The organism is Enterobacter cloacae complex sp. P17RS (genome assembly GCF_014895885.1).
GTDB lineage: Bacteria > Pseudomonadota > Gammaproteobacteria > Enterobacterales > Enterobacteriaceae > Enterobacter > Enterobacter bugandensis.
Map to the genome: position 1 here is coordinate 391855 of NZ_JADBQK010000003.1, position 23346 is coordinate 415200.

At 57.1% G+C, this 23346-nt stretch carries 20 protein-coding genes; 14 read left to right on the top strand and 6 right to left on the bottom strand.

Going from position 1 to position 23346, the window contains the following annotated elements; translation table 11 throughout:
• Positions 1–8: 8 nt before the first annotated feature.
• Genes IM265_RS02815 through IM265_RS02825 form a run of 3 tightly spaced genes read right to left on the bottom strand, consistent with a single transcriptional unit; the run spans position 9 to position 2998 of the window.
• Positions 9–1541 (bottom strand): ABC transporter substrate-binding protein, encoded by a 1533-nt coding sequence (locus IM265_RS02815; RefSeq protein WP_100170256.1) that lies wholly within the window; start codon positions 1539–1541, stop codon positions 9–11.
• Between the two features lie 14 nt (positions 1542–1555).
• Entirely contained in the window at positions 1556–2131 is a 576-nt protein-coding gene (gene ddpX, locus IM265_RS02820; protein WP_151413707.1) for a D-alanyl-D-alanine dipeptidase, read from the bottom strand.
• A gap of 12 nt (positions 2132–2143) precedes the next feature.
• A complete protein-coding gene (locus tag IM265_RS02825) occupies positions 2144–2998 on the bottom strand; it encodes a MurR/RpiR family transcriptional regulator (RefSeq protein WP_063437971.1) in 855 nt (284 codons plus the stop codon).
• A 266-nt stretch (positions 2999–3264) separates the two neighbouring features.
• Here IM265_RS02825 and IM265_RS02830 point away from each other — a divergent pair, with 266 nt between their 5' ends.
• The 8 genes from IM265_RS02830 to IM265_RS02865 all read left to right on the top strand — a co-directional run bounded on the left by IM265_RS02830 (position 3265) and on the right by IM265_RS02865 (position 14250).
• The gene (locus IM265_RS02830) at positions 3265–4746 is read left to right on the top strand and encodes a carboxylesterase (protein WP_193030701.1); all 1482 of its coding nucleotides are present in this window, start codon (positions 3265–3267) and stop codon (positions 4744–4746) included.
• Positions 4747–4841: 95 nt separating this feature from the next.
• Positions 4842–6053, top strand: a complete 1212-nt coding sequence (locus IM265_RS02835) for a diguanylate phosphodiesterase (protein ID WP_193030699.1) — start codon at positions 4842–4844, stop codon at positions 6051–6053.
• 88 nt (positions 6054–6141) lie between these two features.
• Positions 6142–7032: an aminoimidazole riboside kinase gene (locus tag IM265_RS02840; RefSeq protein WP_136485776.1), complete on the top strand. Its 891-nt coding sequence runs from the start codon at positions 6142–6144 to the stop codon at positions 7030–7032.
• Between the two features lie 172 nt (positions 7033–7204).
• Positions 7205–8722: a carbohydrate porin gene (locus IM265_RS02845; protein WP_063437974.1), complete on the top strand. Its 1518-nt coding sequence runs from the start codon at positions 7205–7207 to the stop codon at positions 8720–8722.
• 66 nt (positions 8723–8788) lie between these two features.
• Positions 8789–10159, top strand: a complete 1371-nt coding sequence (locus IM265_RS02850; protein ID WP_028013216.1) for a sucrose-specific PTS transporter subunit IIBC — start codon at positions 8789–8791, stop codon at positions 10157–10159.
• Positions 10159–11565, top strand: coding sequence for a sucrose-6-phosphate hydrolase (locus IM265_RS02855; protein WP_193030697.1), 1407 nt, complete (start codon positions 10159–10161; stop codon positions 11563–11565). The genes IM265_RS02850 and IM265_RS02855 overlap by 1 nt, the downstream gene beginning before the upstream one ends.
• A gap of 28 nt (positions 11566–11593) precedes the next feature.
• Entirely contained in the window at positions 11594–12610 is a 1017-nt protein-coding gene (locus tag IM265_RS02860) for a LacI family DNA-binding transcriptional regulator (protein ID WP_047368592.1), read from the top strand.
• A gap of 89 nt (positions 12611–12699) precedes the next feature.
• Positions 12700–14250, top strand: a complete 1551-nt coding sequence (locus IM265_RS02865) for a methyl-accepting chemotaxis protein (RefSeq protein WP_193030695.1) — start codon at positions 12700–12702, stop codon at positions 14248–14250.
• A gap of 332 nt (positions 14251–14582) precedes the next feature.
• On the opposite strand, the gene IM265_RS02870 is transcribed toward IM265_RS02865, so the two are convergent.
• Positions 14583–16172, bottom strand: a complete 1590-nt coding sequence (locus IM265_RS02870) for a DUF262 domain-containing protein (protein WP_193030693.1) — start codon at positions 16170–16172, stop codon at positions 14583–14585.
• 549 nt (positions 16173–16721) lie between these two features.
• Here IM265_RS02870 and IM265_RS02875 point away from each other — a divergent pair.
• The 6 genes from IM265_RS02875 to dsbG all read left to right on the top strand — a co-directional run bounded on the left by IM265_RS02875 (position 16722) and on the right by dsbG (position 21654).
• Entirely contained in the window at positions 16722–17141 is a 420-nt protein-coding gene (locus tag IM265_RS02875) for a hypothetical protein (protein ID WP_059357577.1), read from the top strand.
• Positions 17142–17146: 5 nt separating this feature from the next.
• On the top strand, positions 17147–17707 hold the full coding sequence (locus tag IM265_RS02880) for an RNA polymerase sigma factor (protein WP_126326187.1): 561 nt from the start codon (positions 17147–17149) through the stop codon (positions 17705–17707).
• An 87-nt stretch (positions 17708–17794) separates the two neighbouring features.
• The gene (locus IM265_RS02885) at positions 17795–18163 is read left to right on the top strand and encodes a hypothetical protein (protein ID WP_028013210.1); all 369 of its coding nucleotides are present in this window, start codon (positions 17795–17797) and stop codon (positions 18161–18163) included.
• Between the two features lie 48 nt (positions 18164–18211).
• Positions 18212–20236: a protein-disulfide reductase DsbD gene (locus IM265_RS02890; protein WP_193030691.1), complete on the top strand. Its 2025-nt coding sequence runs from the start codon at positions 18212–18214 to the stop codon at positions 20234–20236.
• 6 nt (positions 20237–20242) lie between these two features.
• Entirely contained in the window at positions 20243–20854 is a 612-nt protein-coding gene (locus IM265_RS02895; protein WP_193030689.1) for a DsbA family protein, read from the top strand.
• 41 nt (positions 20855–20895) lie between these two features.
• Entirely contained in the window at positions 20896–21654 is a 759-nt protein-coding gene (gene dsbG / locus IM265_RS02900; RefSeq protein ID WP_193030687.1) for a thiol:disulfide interchange protein DsbG, read from the top strand.
• A 40-nt stretch (positions 21655–21694) separates the two neighbouring features.
• On the opposite strand, the gene IM265_RS02905 is transcribed toward dsbG, so the two are convergent.
• Positions 21695–22987: a glycoside hydrolase family 10 protein gene (locus IM265_RS02905; protein ID WP_028013206.1), complete on the bottom strand. Its 1293-nt coding sequence runs from the start codon at positions 22985–22987 to the stop codon at positions 21695–21697.
• A gap of 7 nt (positions 22988–22994) precedes the next feature.
• Positions 22995–23282 (bottom strand): VF530 family DNA-binding protein, encoded by a 288-nt coding sequence (locus tag IM265_RS02910; protein WP_041909918.1) that lies wholly within the window; start codon positions 23280–23282, stop codon positions 22995–22997.
• Between the last annotated feature and the right edge of the window lie 64 nt (positions 23283–23346).

Consider the following 23346-nt stretch of genomic DNA (forward strand, 5'->3'; position numbering starts at 1 on the left):
GAGAACCGTTATTTACTCATGGTGGCGATGTTGAACACCTGCTCGAGCATCGGATTAAAGGTGAAGCCTTTGACCTCTTTGTTCATCGCCAGCTGGTAGTTCTTCTGGAACAGATAGACGTAGGCCGCTTCGTCAATCACCACCTTTTGCGCCTGCTGGTAATCTTTGGTGCGTTCCGCCTGGTCGGTGGTTTTCAGCGCGGCCTGCAGCAGCGAATCCACCTCTTTGTTCTCATAAAACGATCGGTTGCCCGGCAGCCCTTTTTTGTCCGATTCGAACCAGTAGTTCATGAACATGTACGGGTCGGCAAAGTCCGGGCTCCAGTTGCCGATGGCAATGTCGTAATCGCCTTTACCGACGCGGTCGCGCATGGTGGCATTGGCCAGTTTTTCCAGCTTGACGTTAATGCCGATCTTGCCGAGGCTCGCCTGAGTGGAGAGGGCGATAGGCTCCCAGTTCGGATCGTTGTCCGAGTAAAGGAAGGTCAGGCTGGCGGGTTTGTCTTTAACCTTCTCCAGCGCCCCTTTGGCTTTGGCCTCGTCGAAGCTGTACTGCATTGCCGTGGCGTCAAAGCCCCACATGCCTTCCGGGATCGGGCCGCGCATCTGCTTGCCGTTGCCGCTCAGAATGCCTTTTACCATTCCCTGATAGTCCGTCGCCCAGGAGATGGCCCGGCGTAAATCCACTTGATTGAGTGGCGCTTTGCTGTTGTTGAGATAGAGATAGGTCACGCGCAGGGAGGGGTATTCCGCGACGGCGACTTTGCCTTCCTGCTTCAGGGCCGCCAGCTGATCGACCGGCAGGGAGTCGGCAATGTCCAGATCGCCGCGGGAAAGCTGCAGTCGGCGCGAAGCACTCTCGCCGATAATTTTCACCGAGACGCGCTTAAAGTGCGGCTTGTCGCCCGGCCAGTGAGGGTTCGGCACCAGGATCAGCTGCTGGCCTTTCTGCCAGCTCTTCAGCATATACGGCCCGGAACCGGCGGTGTTTTGCGCCAGAAAGCCGCGCGCGTCGTCTGCGGCATTGGCCTTCAGCACCGCCGGGTTAATGATGGACGCCCCGTCGTTTGCCAGCGTGTAGAGGAACGGCGCGAACGGCTGGCTGAGGGTGAATTTCACCGTGTGGTCATCCACGGCATCAATTTTCAGATCTTTCGGGAAGGCTTCAGACGGCCCCTGGCCGAGCTTCAGCAGGCGCTCAAAGGAGAGTTTGACCGCTTCGGCGGTGACCGGCGTGCCGTCGGAGAATTTGGCGTTATCCGCCAGGGTAAAGGTCCACTCTTTCTGGTCGTCGGACGCCTTCCAGCCCGTCGACAGATCGCCCTCCACCTCTGTAGAGCCGGGCTTGTACTTGACCAGACGCTGGTAGGACGGATAGGTGACGGTCCAGTCGTTGTTATCGATGGTGATGGCAGGGTCGAGCGTTTGCGGGTCGGCGGCTTTACCGATCGCCAGCATGTCTTTCGGGACGGCGGCCAGCGCCAGCGGGGCGCTCAACGCCAGCGTGGCGGCAATCAGAGTCGTGAGAAGCGATGTTTTCATGGCAGTGCTCCAGGTTAAAGAGAGGTGTGCGTCAGGGGAAAACAGGCAAAACGGTCATCAAGCAGCGGGTAGCTGGCGGCGTTCGGCAGTTCGAAGTGCCACCATTCGCTGCTAATCCCCACGAAACCGCCGCCGAACATGATGGCGTTCAGCAGCAGACGGTTACGCTGGGCGTGCGGGGGTACGGAAGGGTGATAGGGATGCGAACGGTCATGCATTTCGTCAAAACCGGCGCCCATATCCAGCACGCTGTTATGCTCGTCCATCAGCGTGACGTCGATGGCCGTACCGCGGCTGTGGTTGGAGCCAATTGCCACGTCAACCACATACTCCGGGTTCGGGCAGGCGTCCCACAGCTGGGCCTGCGCCTGCTGCGGCCGGTAGGCGTCGTACACCACCAGCTTCAGCCCGGCCAGGGCGGCAATGCTGATGGCTTTTGCCAGCGCGGTGGCGGCGTCGGTATGCAGCAGGCACAGCGCCTCCTGATAGATCGGCCTGCCGGTGATGTTGTCGGCGGTGGCGTACTTCAGATCGATATGCAGCGTGGGAAACGTCTTCGCCACGTCAATCAGTTCACTCTCTTCGGGCATAGCTCCGCTCCTTTAGCGTTCGAATTGACCAAACTCTTGTTGTAATTGTCGGTTTTCCGCCAGACGCGCCGGGAGCGCATCACCCAGCGCTTCCACTACGCCCGACAGCAGCAGGTTGAACAGACAGCTCACGGGGGCAAGCGAATCCCAGAAATGACCGGTATCGGTTTTCACCTGCAGTAAATCCATCGGGTAATCCCGCGCCCACGGGCACCAGATGTCGGTGATTAAGGCCAGCGGGATCCCTTTTTCGCTCGCCACGCGGCAGTACTGGCGGGCCATCGTGGAGTAGGTGCGCGTATCGGTCAGCACAACGTAAGGGTGCGAAAACCCGGAGTTGAGGGATTCCACCCAGCTGCCGGACGCGCCTTCGGAATAGCTCACGCGCGGGCGAAGGTACTCGAGATGGCTGAAGAAGGCGTTGGCGATCCCGCGCGTGGACTGGATCCCCAGCACAAACACCGCGTCGGCGTGGGCCAGGTTGTGCACCACCTGACGGAAGGCGTCCGTTTGCGCCAGCTGATACACCTGCGTAATGGCGTCCACCTCCAGCGAGAGGGCATGCTGAAGGCGGTTGGGGAGGGGACGCTGCTGCTGCCAGGAGTCCAGCCGCTCGTTCATGCCCCAGGGCTGATACGGATCGCGCAGGCTCTTTTTGACATCTTCCAGGTTGCGATACCCCAGCTTGCGCAGGAAGCGTCCGACGGTGATCCCGCTGGTCCCGCTCGCCAGACCGACGCTTTCCGCGGTTTCAAACGGGATTTGCGCGGCGTGCGCCAGCAGCCAGCTCCCGACCCGCTTTTCGCTGGGAGTGAGCTGGCTGAACGTCGCTTCGATACGGCTCAACATCTCGGGTTTCGTCGTCATACCGCCTCGCTGTTAACTGGCTGTCAAAAGCTGGATTTGTGTTACCGGGTTAACAATGCACGACGCGTGCCATGTTCACGGTGAGGTAAAAACCCGCCGTGCTGTTAATTTCACGCAATATTTAGTTAACCAATGATCAACATTTGTGCAGCGTAGTTCACTTTTGGTGCAGCGGCTGACGCGGCAGGTATGAATTTGATGAATACGTCAGTCCGTTCACATTTTTGATAAGATAAAAGGACAGTGAACATAAAAGGGATCCCGGCATGGCGAATTTGCCCTGGCGAATCAGCGTGCGCCTGACGGCGCTTGCAAAGAAAACAGGGATGGTCGTGGGGATCGTCCTGGTCGTCCTGTTGGCAGTGCGGGTCTATCTCTCGCAGCAGGGGCCGGACCTGCACCTCTGGCACACCTGGCGGGCGGACGAGATGTCCGTGCGTGAACTCGATAACACCAACTTTGCCGGGTATGTTGCCCGGGAAAACGCCATTTTCGCCGAGCTTGATAGGGCGGTGACGGCGAAAACAGCGGGCGAGGAACAAACGCCGCTAAACCGCTATTTTCGCCAGAGCCTGGTTTGGCCGGGACAGTTCACTCCCGATGCCAACCGTTCGCTTGTGCTGATGCCAGCAGGAAAACCCCGTGGCGCGGTGGTATTGCTGCACGGACTGACGGACTCGCCTTACAGCGTCAGGCACCTTGCCGAAAATTATCAACAGCATGGCTTTGTGGCCGTGGTTCCGCGCCTGCCCGGACACGGCACCGCGCCCGGCGCGCTGACCGACGTTGACTGGGAGATGTGGCTCGCGGCGACGCGTCTTGCCGTGCGGGAAGCCACGCGCCTGACGGGGGATAACGTGCCGCTGCATCTGGTGGGGTACTCCAACGGCGGGGCGCTGGCGATGAAATATGCTCTCGATGCGCTGGATTCCTCTGCGCTTCGTCGGCCGCAGCAGGTAATCCTGCTCTCACCGATGATCGGCGTGACGGCCTTTGCGCGCTTTGCCGGTTTTGCAGGGCTACCCGCGCTGCTGCCGGCGTTTGCCAAAGCGGCGTGGCTGAATATCTCCCCGGAATATAATCCGTATAAATACAACTCGTTCCCGGTGAACGCCGCCCGCCAGTCGTGGCTGCTGACGAAGGCCCTGCAGGAGCAGATTGGCCGTGAGGCGCGGGAGAACAGGCTGGCGAATTTGCCGCCTGTGCTGGCGTTCCAGTCGGTCATGGATTCTACGGTCAGCACCCGCGCGGTGGTGACCGGCCTGTTTGACCAGCTTCCGGCAAACGGCAGCGAGCTGGTGGTGTTTGACATCAACCAGGCGGCGAGCTTCCGCCCGCTATTCAAGCCGTCGTCGTGGACGGCAACCTCGGCGCTGCTCCCGGTTGCGCAGAGACGTTACGGTGTCACGATTATTACCAATGCGGACGCACACAGTTTCTCGACGGTGGCGAAAACAACCCCGGCCGGCAGCACGCGGGAGACCGTTGTGCCGCTTGTGCAGACCTGGCCGCAGGATGTCTATTCTTTGTCGCATATCGCCGTGCCGTTCCCGCCGGATGACGATCTCTATGGCCGCGAACCTGGGGTGAAAAACCGCTACGGCATCAGCCTGGGGACAATTGCGCTCTGGGGAGAAACGTCCGTATTGAGCGTCGGTAAAGAGGCGCTGATGCGGGTCACCTCGAACCCGTTTTACGACTATATGCAGGAGAGGATCGACAGCAGGATTGGCGATGGGGAAAAGTAATGTTCCCTTGTAGCGTGAATATGTTAGGTCGCATTGATTAAGTATGTTACATAGTAGCTTCAAGGCACCTCTCATTATCATTGGAACCCCTTTTTGTGCTGACGACGCTGATCTACCGAAGCCAGTTGAATTTATCCCGCCCGTCCACCGAACTGCGGGAGCTGGTGGAGCGCGCCAGGGGCCGCAACACAAAACTGGATATTACCGGCGTCCTCCTGGCAAAAGGGAATGACGTTCTGCAGATCCTCGAAGGGTCGGAAGAGAGTGTGGTCAAACTGTTCTACACCATCCGTGAGGACAAGCGTCACAGTGGGGTGGTTGAACTGCTGCGGGACTATGGTCCGCGCAGACGCTTCGAAAACGTCGGGATGCTGCTGTTCGATCTGCAGACGCAGTCGCCGAAAGAGGTGCTGCAGTCGGTGCTGCGCTACAGCAAGCTGGACAGCTATTTGACCTCCGACGATCGGGTGTTCAAATTTATTCAGACCTTTATAACCGGTAAACGTCCGGCCCCGTCGGGGACGCGTTACACCTCGGACAAATGGACGCTCTCGACCGAAGCGCTACCCTTTGGCGAACATCTGGGCCTGATTGCCGGGCAAACCTGCCAGTTTGCGCTGCAGCCAATTGTCGAGCCCTCGGAAGGGAAAATCAGCTCCCTTGAGGCGCTTATCCGTAGCAATGACGGCGGCAGCCCGGAACATTTCTTCAGCTCCCTGGACCCGGCGAAAATCTATGAAGTCGATCTCCAGACGAAAGCGTATGCCTTCGCGCTGGCGGAAAAGCTGGGCATTGGAAGCCATAAAATCGCGGTAAACCTGCTGCCCATGTCGCTGGTGAATGTCCCTGGCGCGGTGGAATTTCTGGTCGATGAGATTAAAAAGCATGGCCTTCAGCCGGAGCAGGTGGTCATTGAAGTTACTGAAAACGAGATGATCTCCGGGTTCAACCAGTTTAACAGCGCCATCAAGCGGCTTCGCGGTGAGGGGGTAGGCTTGGCGATCGATGATTTTGGCTCGGGCTATGCCGGTCTTTCGCTGTTGACCCGCTTCCAGCCGGATAAAATCAAAATCGATCGCGAAATCATCAGCGATATCCATCTCAGCGGCCCGAAGCAGGCGATTGTGCGCTCCATCATCAGCTGCTGCTCCGATCTTGAAATTACCCTGGTGGCCGAAGGGATCGAGAAAATAGAGGAGTGGTGCTGGTTAGAATCTGCCGGGATCCGCCGCTTCCAGGGCTTCCTGTTTGCCCGTCCGCAGCTTAACGGCGTTGGCGATATTCGCTGGCCGCATCTGAAGCGTTAGGCAATTTTCCTCCCGCGTTATTTCCCCTTTTCCCTGCCTGTGCTTAAATAGCTAAAACGGTTTAATATAGTTTAGCTAAGAGGATCACATGGAAAAAATCTGGGTACTTGGCGATGCGGTGGTGGATTTATTGCCCGATGGCGAAGGGAAATTACTGCAGTGCCCCGGTGGCGCACCGGCAAACGTCGCGGTGGGCATTGCCCGGCTGGGGGGCAAAAGCGCGTTTATCGGCAGGGTTGGCGACGATCCTTTCGGGCGCTTTATGGCGAAAACGCTCGCTGACGAGCGGGTCGACGTGAAGCATATGCGCCTTGACCCGGCGCACCGCACCTCTACGGTGGTGGTGGATCTGGACGACCACGGCGAACGCTCGTTTACCTTCATGGTGCGCCCGAGCGCCGATCTGTTTCTGGAACCCGCTGACCTGCCGACGTTCAGCGCGGGCGAGTGGCTGCACGTCTGTTCCATCGCGCTAAGCGCAGAGCCGAGCCGCTCGGCGACCTTTCAGGCGATGGACGCCATCCGGAAGGCGGGCGGTTACGTGAGCTTCGACCCCAATATTCGCCCGGATCTCTGGCCGGATGAGAACGCGCTGCGTCGCTGCCTGGAACAGGCCCTCCAAAGCGCCGACGTGGTCAAGCTCTCCGTTGAGGAACTGGCATTTTTAACCGGCGATGCGGATGTACGAGAATGTCTGAATACGCTGATGCAGCGCTGCCCGGCGCGCCTGGTGCTGGTCACCCAGGGAAAAGAGGGCGTTATCGCCTGGCATCAGGGCGCGGTGAAACACTATCCGGCTACCCATGTGCAATGTGTCGATACCACTGGCGCAGGCGATGCCTTCGTCGCCGGGCTGCTCTTCGGGCTGGCCGCCGGTCAGGAGCTGGTTCCGGCAATCGCCTTAGCCCAGCGCTGTGGCGCGTTAGCCACCACGGCAAAGGGGGCGATGACCGCGTTGCCCTGGCAGCACGACCTGTAATCCTTCCTTCACTGGCCGCCGTCCGGCGGCCTGAATTGTCGCCTCGATCACACTTACTAAAACGGTTTAGCAAAAAAGATTGCCGATCCAAAATTCCCGGGTTTAGTATCAGCAGCCTAAACCGGTTTAGCAATTTAGCACGTTCGATTAATACTTTTAGGGATGCGACAAAATGTATAAAAAACGCAGACTTGCCGTGATGATAGGCATGCTGGCCGGCAGTACCTCTGTTTTTGCCCAGACGGATATGACGAGTATCGAAGCGCGCCTTGCCGCGATGGAGCAGCGCCTTCAGGCTGCTGAAGCGCGTGCGCAGGTCGCCGAAAAACGCGCCAGCGAAGCCGAACAAAAAACGCAGCAGCTGGTCGCCGCCCAGCAGCAGACGCAAACCACAACCCAGGCGGTGGCGCAGCGTACCGCCGCGCTGGAGAAAAAAGCGGATCAGAGCAGCGGATTTGAGTTCCACGGCTACGCCCGCTCCGGCCTGCTGATGAACGACGCGGCCTCCAGCAGCAAAAGCGGCCCGTACCTGACGCCAGCCGGGGAAACCGGCGGTGCGGTAGGGCGTCTGGGTAACGAAGCCGACACCTACGTCGAGCTGAACCTGGAGCACAAGCAAACCCTGGATAACGGGGCGACCACGCGCTTCAAGGCGATGCTGGCCGACGGTCAGCGAACCTATAACGACTGGTCAGCCGATACCAGCGATCTCAATATTCGCCAGGCCTTTGCGGAGCTGGGTAACCTGCCTGATTTTACCGGCGCGCTAAAGGGCAGCACCTTCTGGGCGGGTAAACGCTTCGACCGCGACAACTTTGACATTCACTGGCTGGATTCCGACGTGGTATTCCTGGCCGGTACCGGCGGCGGCGTCTACGACGTGAAGTGGAACGACTCGCTGCGCAGCAACTTCTCGATCTACGGCCGCAACTTCGGCAGCGTGGAGCAGACCGACAATAACGTTCAGAACTACATCCTCAGCATGAACCACTTCGCCGGCCCGCTGCAGGTGATGGTGAGCGGCCTGCGGGCGAAGGATAACGACGACCGTAAAGACGCTAACGGCGATCTCATCAAAACCGACGCGGCCAATAACGGCGTTCATGCCCTGGTGGGGCTGCACAACGAGAGCTTCTATGGCCTGCGGGAAGGGAGTGCCAAAACGGCGCTGCTGTACGGTCACGGCCTGGGCGCAGAAGTTAAGAGCATCGGTTCCGACGGGGCGCTGCTGTCTGATGCCGATACCTGGCGCTTCGCAAGTTACGGTGTCACGCCTGTTGGCGGTGGCTGGAGTATCGCGCCTGCCGTGCTGGCGCAGAGCAGCAAAGATCGCTACGTCAAGGGCGACAGCTATGAGTGGGTGACGCTCAACACCCGCCTGATTAAAGAGGTGACCCAGAACTTCGCGCTGGCGTTTGAGGGAAGCTATCAGTACATGGACTTACATCCGGAAGGCTATAAGGACCGGAACGCCGTTAACGGCAGTTTCTACAAGCTGACCTTTGCGCCAACGTTAAAAGCGAGCAAAATCGGCGATTTCTTCAGCCGCCCGGAGCTGCGCCTGTTTGCCACCTGGATGGACTGGAGCAGCAAACTGGATAATTACGCCAGCGATGATGCCTTTGGCAGCAGCGGCTTCAACGCCGGCGGGGAATGGAACTTTGGGGTCCAGATGGAAACCTGGTTTTAACCCATCACGCTCCCGCCTGGCGGGGGCGTTTCGCACATCATAAAAAGAAGTCAGGCAGAGGTATCTATGGATGTTAATCAAATCGCCCGCGAGCTTATTCCGCTGCTGGGCGGCAAGGAAAATATCGCCAGCGCCGCGCACTGCGCTACGCGTCTTCGTCTGGTGCTGGTCGACGACGCGCTTGCCGATCGGCAGGCGATTGGCAAGGTCGAGGGCGTGAAGGGCTGTTTTCATAACGCCGGGCAGATGCAGGTCATTTTCGGCACGGGCGTGGTGAATAAGGTCTACGCCGCGTTTATTCAGGCGGCGGGGATTAGTGAGTCCAGCAAGTCTGAAGCGGCGGATATCGCGGCGCGCAAGCTGAACCCGTTCCAGCGCATTGCGCGTCTGCTCTCCAATATCTTTGTCCCGATCATTCCCGCCATTGTGGCGTCCGGCCTGCTGATGGGCCTGCTCGGCATGGTGAAAACCTACGGCTGGGTCAATGCGGATAACGCCCTCTACATCATGCTGGACATGTGCAGCTCGGCGGCGTTTATCATTCTGCCAATCCTGATCGGCTTTACCGCGGCGCGGGAATTTGGCGGGAACCCGTATCTGGGCGCGACGCTGGGCGGCATTCTGACCCACCCGGCACTGACCAACGCCTGGGGCGTGGCCTCCGGCTTCCACACCATGAACTTCTTCGGCCTTGAGATCGCGATGATTGGCTACCAGGGCACGGTATTCCCGGTACTGCTGGCCGTCTGGTTTATGAGCATCGTCGAGAAAAACCTGCGCCGCGCGATCCCGGACGCGCTGGATCTGATTTTGACGCCGTTCCTCACCGTCGTTATCTCTGGCTTCATCGCCTTGCTGATTATCGGCCCGGCAGGGCGCGCGCTGGGCGACGGCATCTCCTTTATTCTGAGCACGCTGATTGAACACGCGGGCTGGCTGGCCGGGCTGCTGTTCGGTGGGCTGTACTCGGTGATTGTTATCACCGGTATTCACCACAGCTTCCACGCGATTGAAGCCGGACTGCTGGGTAACCCGTCGATTGGCGTAAACTTCCTGCTGCCGATCTGGGCCATGGCGAACGTGGCGCAGGGCGGCGCCTGTCTGGCGGTGTGGTTTAAAACCAAAGACGCGAAAATCAAAGCCATTACCTTACCGTCGGCGTTTTCTGCGATGCTGGGCATTACCGAAGCGGCCATTTTTGGTATCAACCTGCGCTTCGTGAAGCCGTTTATCGCGGCGCTGATCGGCGGCGCGGCGGGCGGAGCCTGGGTGGTGTCAGTGCATGTCTACATGACCGCCGTCGGGCTGACCGCTATTCCGGGTATGGCTATCGTTCAGGCGAGCTCGCTCCTTAACTATATTATTGGCATGGTGATTGCCTTCGGCGTGGCGTTTACCGTCTCGCTGCTGCTGAAATATAAAACGGACTCTGAATAATGACGCAACTTTCCCGCTGGCCTGCGATCCTGCAGGCCGTTATGAAAGGGCAGCCGCGGGCGCTGGCGGATAGCCATTATCCGCAGTGGCACCCCGCGCCGGTGACAGGGCTGATGAACGACCCGAACGGGTTTATCTGGTTTGCCGGACGCTACCACCTGTTTTATCAGTGGAACCCGCTGGCCTGCGAGCATCGCTTTAAATGCTGGGGGCACTGGAGCTCTGCGGACCTGGTGCACTGGCAGCATGAGCCGCTGGCGCTTATGCCCGACGAAGAGTATGACCGCAACGGCTGCTACTCCGGTAGCGCCGTGGACAACCACGGCGTTCTCACGCTGTGCTACACCGGCAACGTAAAGTTTGATGACGGCAGCCGCACCGCCTGGCAGTGCCTAGCCGTGGAGCAGCCGGACGGAACCTTTACGAAGCTGGGGCCGGTACTGGCGCTGCCGGAAGGCTACACCGGCCACGTGCGTGACCCGAAGGTATGGCAGCACGACGGGGAGTGGTACATGGTGCTGGGTGCGCAGGATGTGCAAAAGCGCGGCAAAGTGCTGCTGTTTAAATCAGCCGATTTGCATGCCTGGACGTCCTGCGGGGAGATCGCTGGTCACGGCGTCAACGGCCTGACGGAAGCGGGGTATATGTGGGAGTGCCCGGACCTGTTCGCCCTCGACGGAACGCACGTCCTGATCTGCTGCCCGCAGGGGCTGGCGCGCGAGCCGCATCGCTACCTCAATACCTATCCGGCCACCTGGATGAGCGGGGCGTTTGACTATGCCAGCGCCGCATTCGATCACGGCGAGCTGCACGAGCTGGACGCGGGCTTTGAGTTCTACGCCCCGCAAACCACGCTGGCGGAGGATGGACGCCGCATTCTGATCGGCTGGATGGGCGTACCGGACGGGGAAGAGATGCTTCAGCCGACGCGGGCGCACGGCTGGATGCACCAGATGACCTGCCCGCGTGAATTACGCTTCCGCGACGGCAGGCTCTGGCAGACTCCGGCGCGCGAGCTGGCGGCGCTGCGCGAAGAAGAGCAGCGCTGGCAGGGGCGCACCAGCGAGGCGCCAGACCTGGACGCGACGCGCCTGGAGTTTGAGCTGGACGCATCGCAGGTGAATGTCGATTTCGCAGGCGCGCTGCGCCTCACGGTCGATGAGCAGGGTTTACGCCTTGAACGCGCGAGCCTGAAAACCGGTGAAACATTGACCCGCTACTGGCAGGGTGAGGTTCGTCATTTACGCGTTCTGTGCGACCGCTCCAGCGTCGAAATTTTCATCAACCACGGTGAAGGGGTGATGAGCAGCCGCTATTTTCCTGACCATCCGGCCCAGGTGCGATTCGAAGGTGCGTCCGACATCACATTACGCTACTGGTCGCTGCGCGCCTGCATGATAGAATGAGGGTTTTGGCAGCCGGATCTAAGTCGTTGTGAGAAAAACAAAACGCGTCACCATAAAAGACATCGCGGAGCTGGCGGGTGTGTCAAAAGCCACCGCCAGCCTCGTCCTGAACGGGCGCAGCAAAGAGCTTCGCGTGGCGGAAGAGACGCGCGAGCGCGTGCTGGCGATTGCAAAAGAGCACCACTATCAGCCCAGCATTCACGCCCGCTCGCTGCGCGATAACCGCAGCCACACCATTGGTCTTGTCGTTCCCGAGATCACTAACTACGGTTTCGCCGTCTTTTCTCACGAGCTGGAGACGCTGTGCCGCGAGGCGGGTGTTCAGCTGCTGATCTCCTGCAGCGATGAAAATCCGGGGCAGGAGACGGTGGTGGTGAACAATATGGTGGCGCGTCAGGTGGACGGGCTGATTGTGGCCTCCAGCATGCTGAACGATGCGGACTACCTGAAGCTCAGCGAGCAGCTGCCCGTTGTGCTTTTTGACCGGCACATGAACGACAGCGCGCTGCCGCTGGTGATCACCGACTCCATTTCCCCGACAGCGGCGCTGGTAGCGGACATTGCGCGCCAGCATCCGAATGAATTCTACTTCCTCGGCGGCCAGCCGCGCCTGTCTCCGACGCGCGACCGTCTGGACGGTTTTAAGCAAGGTCTGCGAGAGGCCGGCGTGGAGCTGCGCCCCGAGTGGATCATTCACGGTAACTATCACCCGAGCTCCGGGTACGAGATGTTTGCTGAACTCTGCGCCCGCCTGGGGCGTCCGCCAAAAGCGCTTTTCACCGCCGCCTGCGGGCTGCTGGAAGGGGTGCTGCGCTATATGGGCCAGCATAACCTGTTGCAAAGCGATATCAGATTAGCCAGCTTTGACGATCACTATCTCTACGATTCACTGACGATCCCGGTCGATACCATTCGGCAGGACAACCGCCAGCTGGCGTGGCACTGCTTTGATCTGATTGGTAAATTGATCGAAGGGGAGACGCCGCAGCCATTGCAGCGCAAGCTGGATGCCACCCTGCAGCGGCGCTATAAGTCAGCGGTATAGCCCCAGGCGATATATCAATAACTTTAATTAATTTAAGTTTTGGAAGCGCCGATAACCATAAGGAATAATTCTCCTTGAGGTATTGGTTTATGTCGTTGAAAAAGTCGTCCCTGATTGTCCTGTTCTCGCTGCTTTTGTTCTTTATCGTCAGCACCGTGACGAGCGTTGGCCTCATCATTAAAAGTAATAACTCGCTGGATAACGTAAACAAAGAGATCCAGGTGGTGCTGTCGATTATTGACCCCATCAACCACAGCCGTACGCTGCGCGTGCGGGTGATGGAGTACGTGAAGATGGTGGAAGCGGGCAACGCGGCGGACGAGTCTGCAAAGCTTGCCGCAGTGAAAGAGGCGCTGACCAAAGCGGACAATGCCTTTGCGGCGTTTATGGCTTCGCCGCGTCTGACGGATGAAGCATCGATGGTGAGTGCCTATCAGGACGCCTGGCAAAACTACCGCAACCAGGGGCTGGCGCCGCTGATCGATGCCGCTGCGGCGCACGATGTCGCCAAATTTAACGCGCTGATCCCGGAAGTCTCCCGTCTTGACCGCCAGTACGAAATCGTGCTCGACCAGGTCCTTTCGGTCCACCAGAAATACGCTAAAAGCCTGAACGAGGATGCGAGCAGCAATTTCGTCTCCGGCCTGGTGATGATTGCCGTTATTGCCTGCCTGTTTGTGGTGGTGATCGTTGCAGTCAGCATCTTCATGAAGCGCTTTGTCTTTGCCCCGGTCAACCTGGCGCGAGAGCACTGCAGCCAGATTGCGGCGGGCAAGCTGGATGTTCCGGTGCCGGTGAAGGGGAGTTCAAGCAACGAAATCGACCACCTGATGGGTTCGATGGAGCAGATGCGTCAGGCACTGCTGGCGACCATCGCCCAGGTGCGCGATGCGAGCCATACCGTGACGCACGCGGCGCAGGAGATTGCCGCCGGGAATATCGATCTGGCTTCGCGTACCGAGCAGCAGGCTTCCGCGTTGACCCAGACGGCGGCGAGCATGGAGGAACTGAGCGCGACGGTGGCGAACAATACCGATAATGTCTATCAGGCCGGAAAACTGGTGCAGGACGCGGTGAACAATGCCCACACCGGGGAAGCGGTGACCCGCGAAGTCATCGACACGATGAACACCATCGCGGCGAACTCGAAGCGCATCGAAGACATTACCAGCGTGATCAACAGCATCGCCTTCCAGACCAACATTCTGGCACTTAACGCGGCGGTTGAAGCGGCGCGCGCCGGTACGCAGGGCCGCGGTTTTGCAGTGGTGGCCAGCGAAGTGCGCACTCTTGCGCAGAAAAGCGCGGTGGCGGCTAAAGATATCGAAAGCCTGATCGCGCAGTCGGTTTCCAGCGTGAAAAACGGTGCGGAGCTGGTGAGCCGCTCGGGCGAGGTGATTGATTCGATTATTTCGTCGGTGAATAAGGTGAATACGCTGATGGAGCAGATCTCCGTCGCCTCCGAAGAACAGAGCCGCGGGATCGGCCAGGTCGGGCAGGCGGTGACCGAGATGGATGGCGTGACCCAGCAGAACGCCGCGCTGGTGCAGCAGTCCGCGGCGGCAGCGGCCTCGCTGGAAGAGCAGGCGCAGCAGCTTTCGCGGAGTATTGCGAGTTTTAGGTTGCCGGTGCAGGCTTGATTTTATGAGGGAGGCTCCTGAGGGGGCCTTTTAACTCGCGCTTTTGAATGGATGGCTCCGCTAAATAAAACTTTATGTTTTAGTAGAAGTCGTCAAATGCCATAAAAGACGGTGCTGCAATGTCTCGGGGCTCGGTCCAAAACTATGGATTGAAGGATGCATGTAATGACATTAGTTTAAAAATTCAGCGTGTAAGTAAGTTTTATTATTGGATTGGTATGAGCACTAGGGATGAGGGTATCGAACACAAGTAAAATGATTATCGGAATGGGCCGTATTAGATAGGTGAGTACTATTTAATCCCCGGCCATAGAATGACCGGGGAGGGTTAGTTAATTTGAGAGTCTATTCGCTTCATCAGCGAGTAGTTTAGCTCTCTCTAACACAAAATCTTTATAATCCAACTTTAACCCATTATTAGGAATGAAATGTGTTCCGAGAATTGCATTTTTCATACCTGCATTGATTCTTGACTCATATATGTTAGGTGCTGAGTTTTGAATTGAAGCATTGTCAGTTTTGGTTAAAAAAGCGAAGTTGGCAAGCGGGAAGATGTCAGTTTTATCTGTGTAATTATAAGTTTTTTCGAGATAGTCTTTTGGGAATATATGATGATACTCTCTTTTATTACAAGAAATCAGCACTGAGTTTAAGTCAACGTTAGCTCCAGATATAAATGATTTTGGTCTCTTGTTAGCAAGCATTAGTACAAATGTCTTTGTATTAACGGAATTAATTGAGAATGTGTTTTCAATAAAAAAATCTGGGGTAACGTTAATTAAACGATTCGCAAAATCGCTTAAGTCGTTGTTGAGGAGGTTTTTAACTGCAGTTATATCATTTTTTACAGCCGTATCAACGCTGTTTGAATACCTTCTTGAGAAACAACTATGCCAGAACCATTTCACTAGAGCAGATCTTTGCGCCGCATTAGGGTGGAAACCAGCAGGCTTGGCTGTAGCAAAGCATTTGGTCAAGGGAATTAACATAGATTTATATGGTAAGTTTTTAAATGAAACGACCAAACAGTCTCGTTTAAGGAAATCAACAGCACCTAACAATCCTCGTTTAAAAATTTCGAACTGGGTACGTACCTCTGTACCATTTAGTTCAACAATTGATTTTGCAGAAGCATCGTCTTTTATCACAGCAGAACAGCATTTCAGCAGTAAGTCAGGTTCTTCAGCCAGTTCTTTATATCCATGATCGTCTAAATCATCACCTAACTCGTCAAATTTAGCACGCAGATCAAAATCCCCACTCCAAGTCCATGCTGACAATAGTTGATAAGTATCTAATGGAACTCCGCCTCGATTGACTCGTTCGAAAATTATGGCAATGCTGGAATGGTCTGTTATTTCTACTATTTCTGTGGGAAGTTGAACCTCTTGAAATGCGGCTTGTAATCTATCTATTTCCGCAATCCTTTCTTGCTTCGGGTAATTACGAACAAATGTTCCGTAATTTTTTACGTCAAATAATATATTGAGTGGTATATGATTATCTTTTACTTCTTGGGGTTGCAAGGCAATGAATTGGGAGTCTTGGACATCTTTATTTGCATCAATGTCAAAATATATATCTAGCCAATTGATGTTATTGTTAGGCTCTTTTACTAATTCTGTTTGAAAGACAGAGAAGATTGATGTAATTCGTTGTTGCCCATCAAGAACATACTCGATAGGATAATCTTTTTTCGGGTCAGGGAGTTTATAAGGGCCTAGCATTCTATCGTGTTCGAGTTTCTCTTTGGTACGCCATAGCAAAAGCGTCCCAACTGGATATTTTTTATAAAGGCTATCCATTAGAAACTGAACTCTATCTGGTTCCCAGACGAAATCACGTTGAAAAGCAGGTATTCGGATTTCTCCCTCAGCTACTGCTTGGATCAATTTTCGAATTGTCATTGTTCCTACAGCCATGGCCATCTCCTTAAAGAGTTATAATCATGTTTGTGATGAATCTCGTTAATTTACCAAGAAAAACATTAGCAAAAAACGCCCAAAAACTATAGTTCCATTGTTTAAAGTGCATGTGGTGACGCTAGTCACAAAAAATGGTTTCTATTGTGCCAATCGCTATAATACGCATCTATAAAACCTCCCCGTCAAGTGCGCAAAATAGGCTGAGAGAACAATTTTCAGTTTTTGTGTCTTTGTACCCCTCCGTGGGGCTTTTAGTTGTGTGGTTAAAGCTGAAATCTTAAGATGGATCACCGCAATCCAAGCTTTAAACCGCCCCAGCAGCAGCGTCAGTTCTTTCGCACAATCCCCCGAATCATCTTCTCAGTATTCCCATCGAGCCATCCTCCTCAGGCTTTCCGTACATGAGCTGAAACGGTTAGCAGTGCGCATCGAGTATGCCAATAGAGATCACGCAAAATTTTGTCATTCTCCCCAGCAATATTTCCCATCCTCATCCGTCTACCTCATCACAAGCCATAATCAGTTACTGCACACGAGGTAAACACCATGAGAGATTTTGAACTGCACGGCAGAGGTCACGGGCGCGGATTCGGTCGCCACCGTATGGGCAAGGGCTTAATCATCGGCGCGGTGATTTTCATCGTGCTCGGCCTGCTGGTGATGTCCCTGTGGAACGCCTTGCTTCCGGCGATCCTCGGCGTGAAGGCCATTGGTTTCTGGCAGGCGCTGGGGATTCTGGTGCTGAGCCGCATTCTGTTCGGCGGATTAGGTTTCCGCCCGGGGATGTTTGGCGCGCACCGCCGGATGCACGAGCGCTGGATGAACATGACGCCCGAACAGCGCGAGGCGTTTATTCAGCAGCGTCGCGAAGGATTTGGTCGCCACGGCCGCGGTCACTGCGGTTGGCACGGTCATCGTGACGATAAGCGCGATGACGCCGCGCCCAAAACCCCGGAAGCAGAGTGAGCGAAATGAAAGCCGGGGAGGCGGGCGGATCCATGCTGATGTCGGCGCTCAATGCCTGCCGCGCCCGGCTGAAAGCCTTCATTCGCGGACGGACGTCCGTTCGCGATGATGCCGACGACATTTTGCAGGAAGTCACGTATCAGCTGATGAAAGTGGAGCAGCCGGTCGAAAACGTCGCGGCCTGGCTGTTCCGCGCGGCGCGTAACGAGATGACAGACCGGGCGCGTAAAAAGCGCGAGGTGCCGCTCTCCGGCTATTTTACGGGCGAAGACGAAGAGGGTTTTCCCGAGGACGAGCTGGCCGAAACCCTGTTCGGCGTACCGCAAACGCCGGAGGAGGAGTATCTCAAAACGCTGCTGTGGGAAGAGCTGGGGCAGGCGCTGTCTGAACTGTCGCCGCCGCAGCGGGAGGTGTTTGAAAAGACCGAACTCCGCGGCTACAGCATTAAAATGCTGGCAGAGGAGACGGGGGCCAGCGAGCAGGCGCTTCTATCCCGCAAGCACAAGGCGGTGCTGTTTCTGCGCACGAGGCTGCGGGATATCTACGACGCGCTGACGGGGGAATAGCGGCGACAGACAAAACCTTACACTTCCGGCACTTGTAGATTCATCACTATCGTTTATGATCGGGGCGTCTTGTTACTCTGGAATATTATGCGCAACCGTCAGCTCCTCGGAAAATGGCTTTTGATCATCACCTGTCTCGCGATGGCGATTTGCCTCGTGCAGCGTGCGGTGATGCTCAACCATTTTTTACAGGGACTGGATCCGCAGATTTCACTGAGTGCAGATGCCCCAACCCAAAGTAGCACCGAGCAGTCCGGGCCATCGCCCTGCCAACTGGGCGCCCAGTCGCTTCTTTGTGCCCAGCCGCTGTTCTTCGACGGCGCGCTGCCGGCTATCATTATCTTCTTCGCGCTGTTACAGCTGCTGACGCAAGGGCGGGCATTCGCTCCCGCGGAACAGCCGGTTCAGGCACCGCCTCCCCGAATACACCTTAAAAACTGCGTTTTCCGTGAATGAAAATCATCGTCACCACACGATAATTTTTCACTGTTCACGGAGTAATACATGGTTAATCTCTTCAGGGGATTCGTCCTCCTGTGGCTGTCCTGCATCGGCATTGCCCATGCGGCAGACACCGGCTGGCTGGTCTCCCCACAAAACGATCACGCCCACATCCGCTTTCAGGCGGAAAGGGAACAAACGCACGTTAAAGGCCTGCTCACCATTGAGCTAAAGCCCGGCTGGAAAACCTACTGGCGATCGCCGGGCGAGGGTGGCGTCGCGCCAAAAATCAGCTGGCCGGAAGGCGTAACGGACAGCTGGTCCTGGCCGGTTCCTTCGCGCTTCGATATCTCCGGCATGACCACGCAGGGGTATCACGATAAGGTCACGATTCCGATCGTTCTCGACGGGGTGAAGAGCGACGCGCTCAATGGAACGCTCACGCTCTCCACCTGCAGCAACGTCTGCCTGCTGACGGACTACCCGCTGCATCTCGATTTTACGCAGCCGGTGGATGAGGGCTTCCGTAGCGAGTTCGAACAAGCGATGCGCGCCGTGCCCGGTACGTCAGGCGTATCCGCAGATCTTTCCGCATGGCTATCCGGCGACAAGCTGGTGATTACCGGTACGACGGACGGGAAGTGGAACAATCCGGGGATCTACTTTGACCCGCTGGAGGGTGACATTCTGCCCGGCGAGCCGGCCATTAAGCACGACGGCAACACGCTTCGGGTGACGGTACCCGTGACCGACGAATGGGGCGATAAACCCGCCTCGCTGGAAGGCAAGAGGCTGTCGTTTGTGCTGACCAATGGCGGTAACGCGCAGCAAACCACTATGACCGTTGGGGCAACCCCCACAGAGCCTTCCGCGCCTGAAGGAACGGGTAAAATGGTACTTTTTGCCCTGCTGGGCGGGCTGATCCTGAACCTGATGCCCTGCGTGCTGCCGGTAATGGGCATGAAGCTTAACAGCATCCTGCAGGCGGGATCGGACAGGCGCGCCATCAGGCTGCGCTTCCTGGCCACCAGCGCCGGGATCCTCACCTCCTTTGCGCTGCTCGCCGCGATGGTGACCGCGCTTAAGCTGACCGGGGCGTCGCTGGGGTGGGGCATTCAGTTCCAGAACCCGTGGTTTATCGGCCTGATGGTTGCCGTGACCTTCCTCTTTGCGCTGAACCTGTTTGGGGCGTTTGAGATGCTGCTTCCTTCAGCCGCCGCCGGGCGGCTGGCAACGGCAGGGGGCACAGGGCTTGGCGGCAGTTTCTGCGAAGGGATGTTCGCCACGCTGCTTGCCACGCCGTGCTCCGCGCCGTTCCTCGGCACGGCGGTTGCCTTTGCCCTTGGTGCGCCGCTGCACTCCCTGTGGCTTATTTTCCTGATGCTGGGCGTGGGCATGAGCCTGCCGTGGCTGTTTGTGGCCCTGGTGCCGAAAACGGCCATGCTGCTGCCAAAACCCGGCCGCTGGATGAACACGCTCAAAACGATCCTGGGCCTGATGATGCTGGCCTCCAGCCTCTGGCTGGTCACGCTGCTGAGCCTGCATCTCGGCGAGGCGGTCAGCCAGGTCGTGATGCTGGTGCTGATCGTTATCGCGCTGGCGCTGTTTGCGAAGAAGGGGCAAACCTCCTCGCCGTTATTCTGGGTCGTGGTCATCGCGCTGTCGGTGTTCGGCGGGTATCAGCTGCGCGGGTTGCTTAACTCACCGTCAGATGCCACCACGCAAAGCGTCGCACAGACCATCCCGTGGCAGCCGCTCAGCGAGGAGGCCATTGAGCAGGCTCTGGCGCAGGGGAAACGGGTGTTTGTGGATATCTCGGCGGACTGGTGCGTGACCTGCAAAGTTAACGAGCACCGGGTACTGCGTCAGCCGGACGTTATTGCCGCGCTGAGTCAGCCGGACGTGGTGGCCCTGCGCGGAGACTGGAGCCAGCCCTCCGCGCTTATCGCGGAGTTTCTCGCGAAGCGAAACCGCTACGCCATTCCCTTTAATGAGGTCTATGGCCCTGGCACGCCTGAGGGGGACATCCTCTCGCCGCTGCTGGACAAGCGCACCCTGGTCACCACCCTGAATAACGCAAAAGGCTAATGCATTATGAGAAAATTCTTTATTACGCTTATGCTCCTGCTGGCCTCGGCTCAGGTCATGGCAGCCCAGCCGCTGACGCCGGACCAGGAGCAGCGCGCGCAGAAGATGATCGCTGATTTTCTGTTCAACGATCCGGATTCGCCGCGTATTGGCGCGAAAAATCCAAAGCTTACCCTGGTGGTGTTTACCGACTATAACTGCCCGTACTGTAAGAAATTCGATCCTTACCTGGAGAAGATCGTCGAAAAACACCCTGATGTGGCGGTGGTCTTTAAGTTTTTACCTTTCCGCTCGGAAAGTTCGCTGACCGCCGCGCGCGACGCGTTAACCGTCTGGCGCGCGCATCCCGAGCAGTTTATGAAATTTAACCATACCCTGATGGCCAAAAAGGGATACCACGATGACGCCAGCATTCAGGAGGCGCAAAAGCGGGCGGGGGTGAGCGTCACCGCGCCGGATGATGAGAGCATGGTGTCGATCAAACGCAGCCTGATCGTCGCGGAAAAAATGGGAATTCAGGGCACGCCCGCCACGCTTATCGGCGAAGGGCTACTGCCCGGCTGGGTTCCTTTTGAACAGTTCGACGAAATGGTCAGTGACGCACTGAAAAACCGCTAACCTGAAGGGGGCGGAATGCCCCCGACAAACCGGAGAGGGAAATGAAAAAATTACTGTTACTTTCGGCGCTGGCGACCTCAGGGCTGGCCCAGGCCGCTGATGCCATACCGGATGTGGTGAAGCAGTTCAGCGAGCAGCAGCAGATCAAAATCATTAAGAAACTGGATGCCCCTGGCGGGGCGCCAGCCTGGCTGGGGCAGTATCAGGACATGGGCGTGACGCTGTTTTTAACGCCGGACGGCAAGCACGTTATTTCGGGCTATTTGTACGATGACAAAGGAAAAAACCTCAGCGAAGGCTATTTCCAGAAAGAGATCTACGCTCCGATGGGACGCGAGATGTGGAAAAACCTCAATGCGGCGCATCCCCTGAAGGAAGGGGCAGATAACGCCCCGCGTAAGGTCTTTGTCTTCGCCGATCCGTTCTGCCCGTACTGCAAGCAGTTCTGGGCCGAAGCGCAGCCGTGGGTGAAGGCGGGCAAGGTTCAGCTCAACACGCTGCTGGTGGCGTTTCTTAACCCCAACAGCGGGCGCAACGCCTCTGCGATCCTGAATGCGAAAGATCCGGTTTCGGCCTGGCGCGAATACGAGCTTTCCGGCGGTAAAAAATTACCCAAGCCTGAAGGCGAGGCTTCCCGCGAAACGGTAGCGATCCTGCAGAAACACCAGGCGCTGATGGACAGCCTGGGTGCAAACGCCACGCCGGCCATTTATTATCTGAATGCGGAAAACGAACTGCAGCAGGTGGTCGGTATGCCGGACGCGCAGCAGCTTGAGGCAATGTTCGGGCCGAAGCCTTAAGAAATCAGGCAGAAACGGGGTGTTTCTGCCTGATAGTCACTTAGCTACCCCAGCGTCCTTTGAGGTAGTTCACCGCCTGCTGGGTCTGCGGCTGGTTCAGGTAATCTTCCCGGAACAGGATGGTGCCGTTCACGTTGGGCAGCGAATCGTTAAGGTCGAGCTGTTTTTTTAGCTCCGGAACGCCGCCCTGTACCGTCCAGTCCGGCTCATTTTTCGACGGTTCGCCCACCTTGTAAAACGCGATACCGATATACAGGCGGGTGTGGGTCGGCTTGACGACGTCGGCCCACCATTTGGTCAGCACGTCGTAGCGCGCGGCGTCCCGGGAGAAGGGCCAGTATATCTGCGGGGCAATGTAGTCCAGCAGGCCCTGCTGCACCCACTGACGCGTATCGGCGTAGGATTCATCGTAGGCCGCGGCGCCGCGCGTGTCCGAACCCGCCGGGTCAAAGGAGCGGTTCCGCCACACGCCCGCCGGGCTGACGCCAAACTCCACGTTGGGCCTGGTCTGCTTGATCGCGCGGGAGACCTGCACGATCAGCTGCTGCGTATTGTGTCTGCGCCAGTCGGCTTTTGAGGCAAATCCCTGGCCGTACTGCCGCCAGGTTTGCGCGTCGTTGAGCGCGGATCCCGGCGATTCAGCGTAAAAGTAATCATCAAACTGCACGCCGTCTACCGGGTAGTTTGCCACCACTTCGGTCACCACTTTGGTTATCCAGTCGCGCACTTCGGGAATGCCCGGGTCGAGAACAAAACGATCTCCGGAGACGCGTACCCATTCCGGGTGCTGAACATAGACGCTGGACGGGGTCAGATATGAAGTCCGGTTCAGGGCGGCGATGGTTGAGGGCTTAGTATTGGTCGACACGCGGTAAGGGTTGAACCAGGCATGAACCTTCATGCCGCGCTTGTGCGCTTCATCCAGCATAAACTGCAGCGGGTCGTAACCCGGATATTCGCCGATGTTGCCCGTCAGCATATCTGACCACGGTAGAATTTTTGATGACCAGAGCGCGGTGCTGTCCGGCTTCACCTGGAAAAATACGGTGTTAATCCCGAGGCGCTTAAGGTTGTCGAGCTTGCCGATCAGCGCCTGCTTTTGCATGGTGATGCGCTGGTCGGCGCTGCGGCCGTTCACCGAGGCCACCGGCGGCCAGTCGAGACGAGAGACGGTCGCCAGCCAGACCCCGCGCATCGGCTCGTTTGCCTGCTGCGTCGGTTTGCTGGCGGTGGGAAGAGGGGTAACCAGTGATTTAGGTGGTTTTGAGGAGCAGCTTACAAGTAAAAGCGCGCAGGCAGCCAGCGCACCGATCCGTTTTACGTGTCGCGTCATTTGCGTATTAGCTCTTGATAATCCGACTGTTAGCCCAGGGATTAAAGGCGGGCGCCGCCTGTTCTGCGCTTTCCTCATCGTTGAGGGAGTCCAGATACAGGGCTTCAACTTCCGCGCGCGCCCACGGGGTGCGGCGCAGGAATTTCAGGCTCGATTTAACGCTGGGATCTTTTCTGAAACAGTTAATTTTGATGCGGTCGCCCAATTCGCTCCAGCCATACTTCGCCACCAGGGCGTTGACCATCATCTCCAGCGTTACGCCATGTAAAGGATCTTTGGAAATGTGTGCAGTCATAGGCGTCCGGATGTCTCGATTTTTAGGGGATTGGGGTAAACGCTGAAAGGGTACAAGAAAGCAG

Excerpts from the sequence above, each read along its gene's own strand:
- IM265_RS02870 (WP_193030693.1), bottom strand. The coding sequence starts at position 16,172 with ATGGCTGTAGGAACAATGACAATTCGAAAATTGATCCAAGCAGTAGCT.
- IM265_RS02845 (WP_063437974.1), top strand. The coding sequence starts at position 7,205 with ATGTATAAAAAACGCAGACTTGCCGTGATGATAGGCATGCTGGCCGGC.
- IM265_RS02840 (WP_136485776.1), top strand. The coding sequence starts at position 6,142 with ATGGAAAAAATCTGGGTACTTGGCGATGCGGTGGTGGATTTATTGCCC.
- IM265_RS02865 (WP_193030695.1), top strand. The coding sequence starts at position 12,700 with ATGTCGTTGAAAAAGTCGTCCCTGATTGTCCTGTTCTCGCTGCTTTTG.
- ddpX (WP_151413707.1), bottom strand. The coding sequence starts at position 2,131 with ATGCCCGAAGAGAGTGAACTGATTGACGTGGCGAAGACGTTTCCCACG.
- IM265_RS02875 (WP_059357577.1), top strand. The coding sequence starts at position 16,722 with ATGAGAGATTTTGAACTGCACGGCAGAGGTCACGGGCGCGGATTCGGT.
- IM265_RS02850 (WP_028013216.1), top strand. The coding sequence starts at position 8,789 with ATGGATGTTAATCAAATCGCCCGCGAGCTTATTCCGCTGCTGGGCGGC.
- IM265_RS02910 (WP_041909918.1), bottom strand. The coding sequence starts at position 23,282 with ATGACTGCACACATTTCCAAAGATCCTTTACATGGCGTAACGCTGGAG.
- IM265_RS02895 (WP_193030689.1), top strand. The coding sequence starts at position 20,243 with ATGAGAAAATTCTTTATTACGCTTATGCTCCTGCTGGCCTCGGCTCAG.
- IM265_RS02905 (WP_028013206.1), bottom strand. The coding sequence starts at position 22,987 with ATGACGCGACACGTAAAACGGATCGGTGCGCTGGCTGCCTGCGCGCTT.
- IM265_RS02885 (WP_028013210.1), top strand. The coding sequence starts at position 17,795 with ATGCGCAACCGTCAGCTCCTCGGAAAATGGCTTTTGATCATCACCTGT.
- IM265_RS02815 (WP_100170256.1), bottom strand. The coding sequence starts at position 1,541 with ATGAAAACATCGCTTCTCACGACTCTGATTGCCGCCACGCTGGCGTTG.
- IM265_RS02855 (WP_193030697.1), top strand. The coding sequence starts at position 10,159 with ATGACGCAACTTTCCCGCTGGCCTGCGATCCTGCAGGCCGTTATGAAA.
- IM265_RS02830 (WP_193030701.1), top strand. The coding sequence starts at position 3,265 with ATGGCGAATTTGCCCTGGCGAATCAGCGTGCGCCTGACGGCGCTTGCA.
- dsbG (WP_193030687.1), top strand. The coding sequence starts at position 20,896 with ATGAAAAAATTACTGTTACTTTCGGCGCTGGCGACCTCAGGGCTGGCC.
- IM265_RS02880 (WP_126326187.1), top strand. The coding sequence starts at position 17,147 with ATGAAAGCCGGGGAGGCGGGCGGATCCATGCTGATGTCGGCGCTCAAT.
- IM265_RS02825 (WP_063437971.1), bottom strand. The coding sequence starts at position 2,998 with ATGACGACGAAACCCGAGATGTTGAGCCGTATCGAAGCGACGTTCAGC.
- IM265_RS02890 (WP_193030691.1), top strand. The coding sequence starts at position 18,212 with ATGGTTAATCTCTTCAGGGGATTCGTCCTCCTGTGGCTGTCCTGCATC.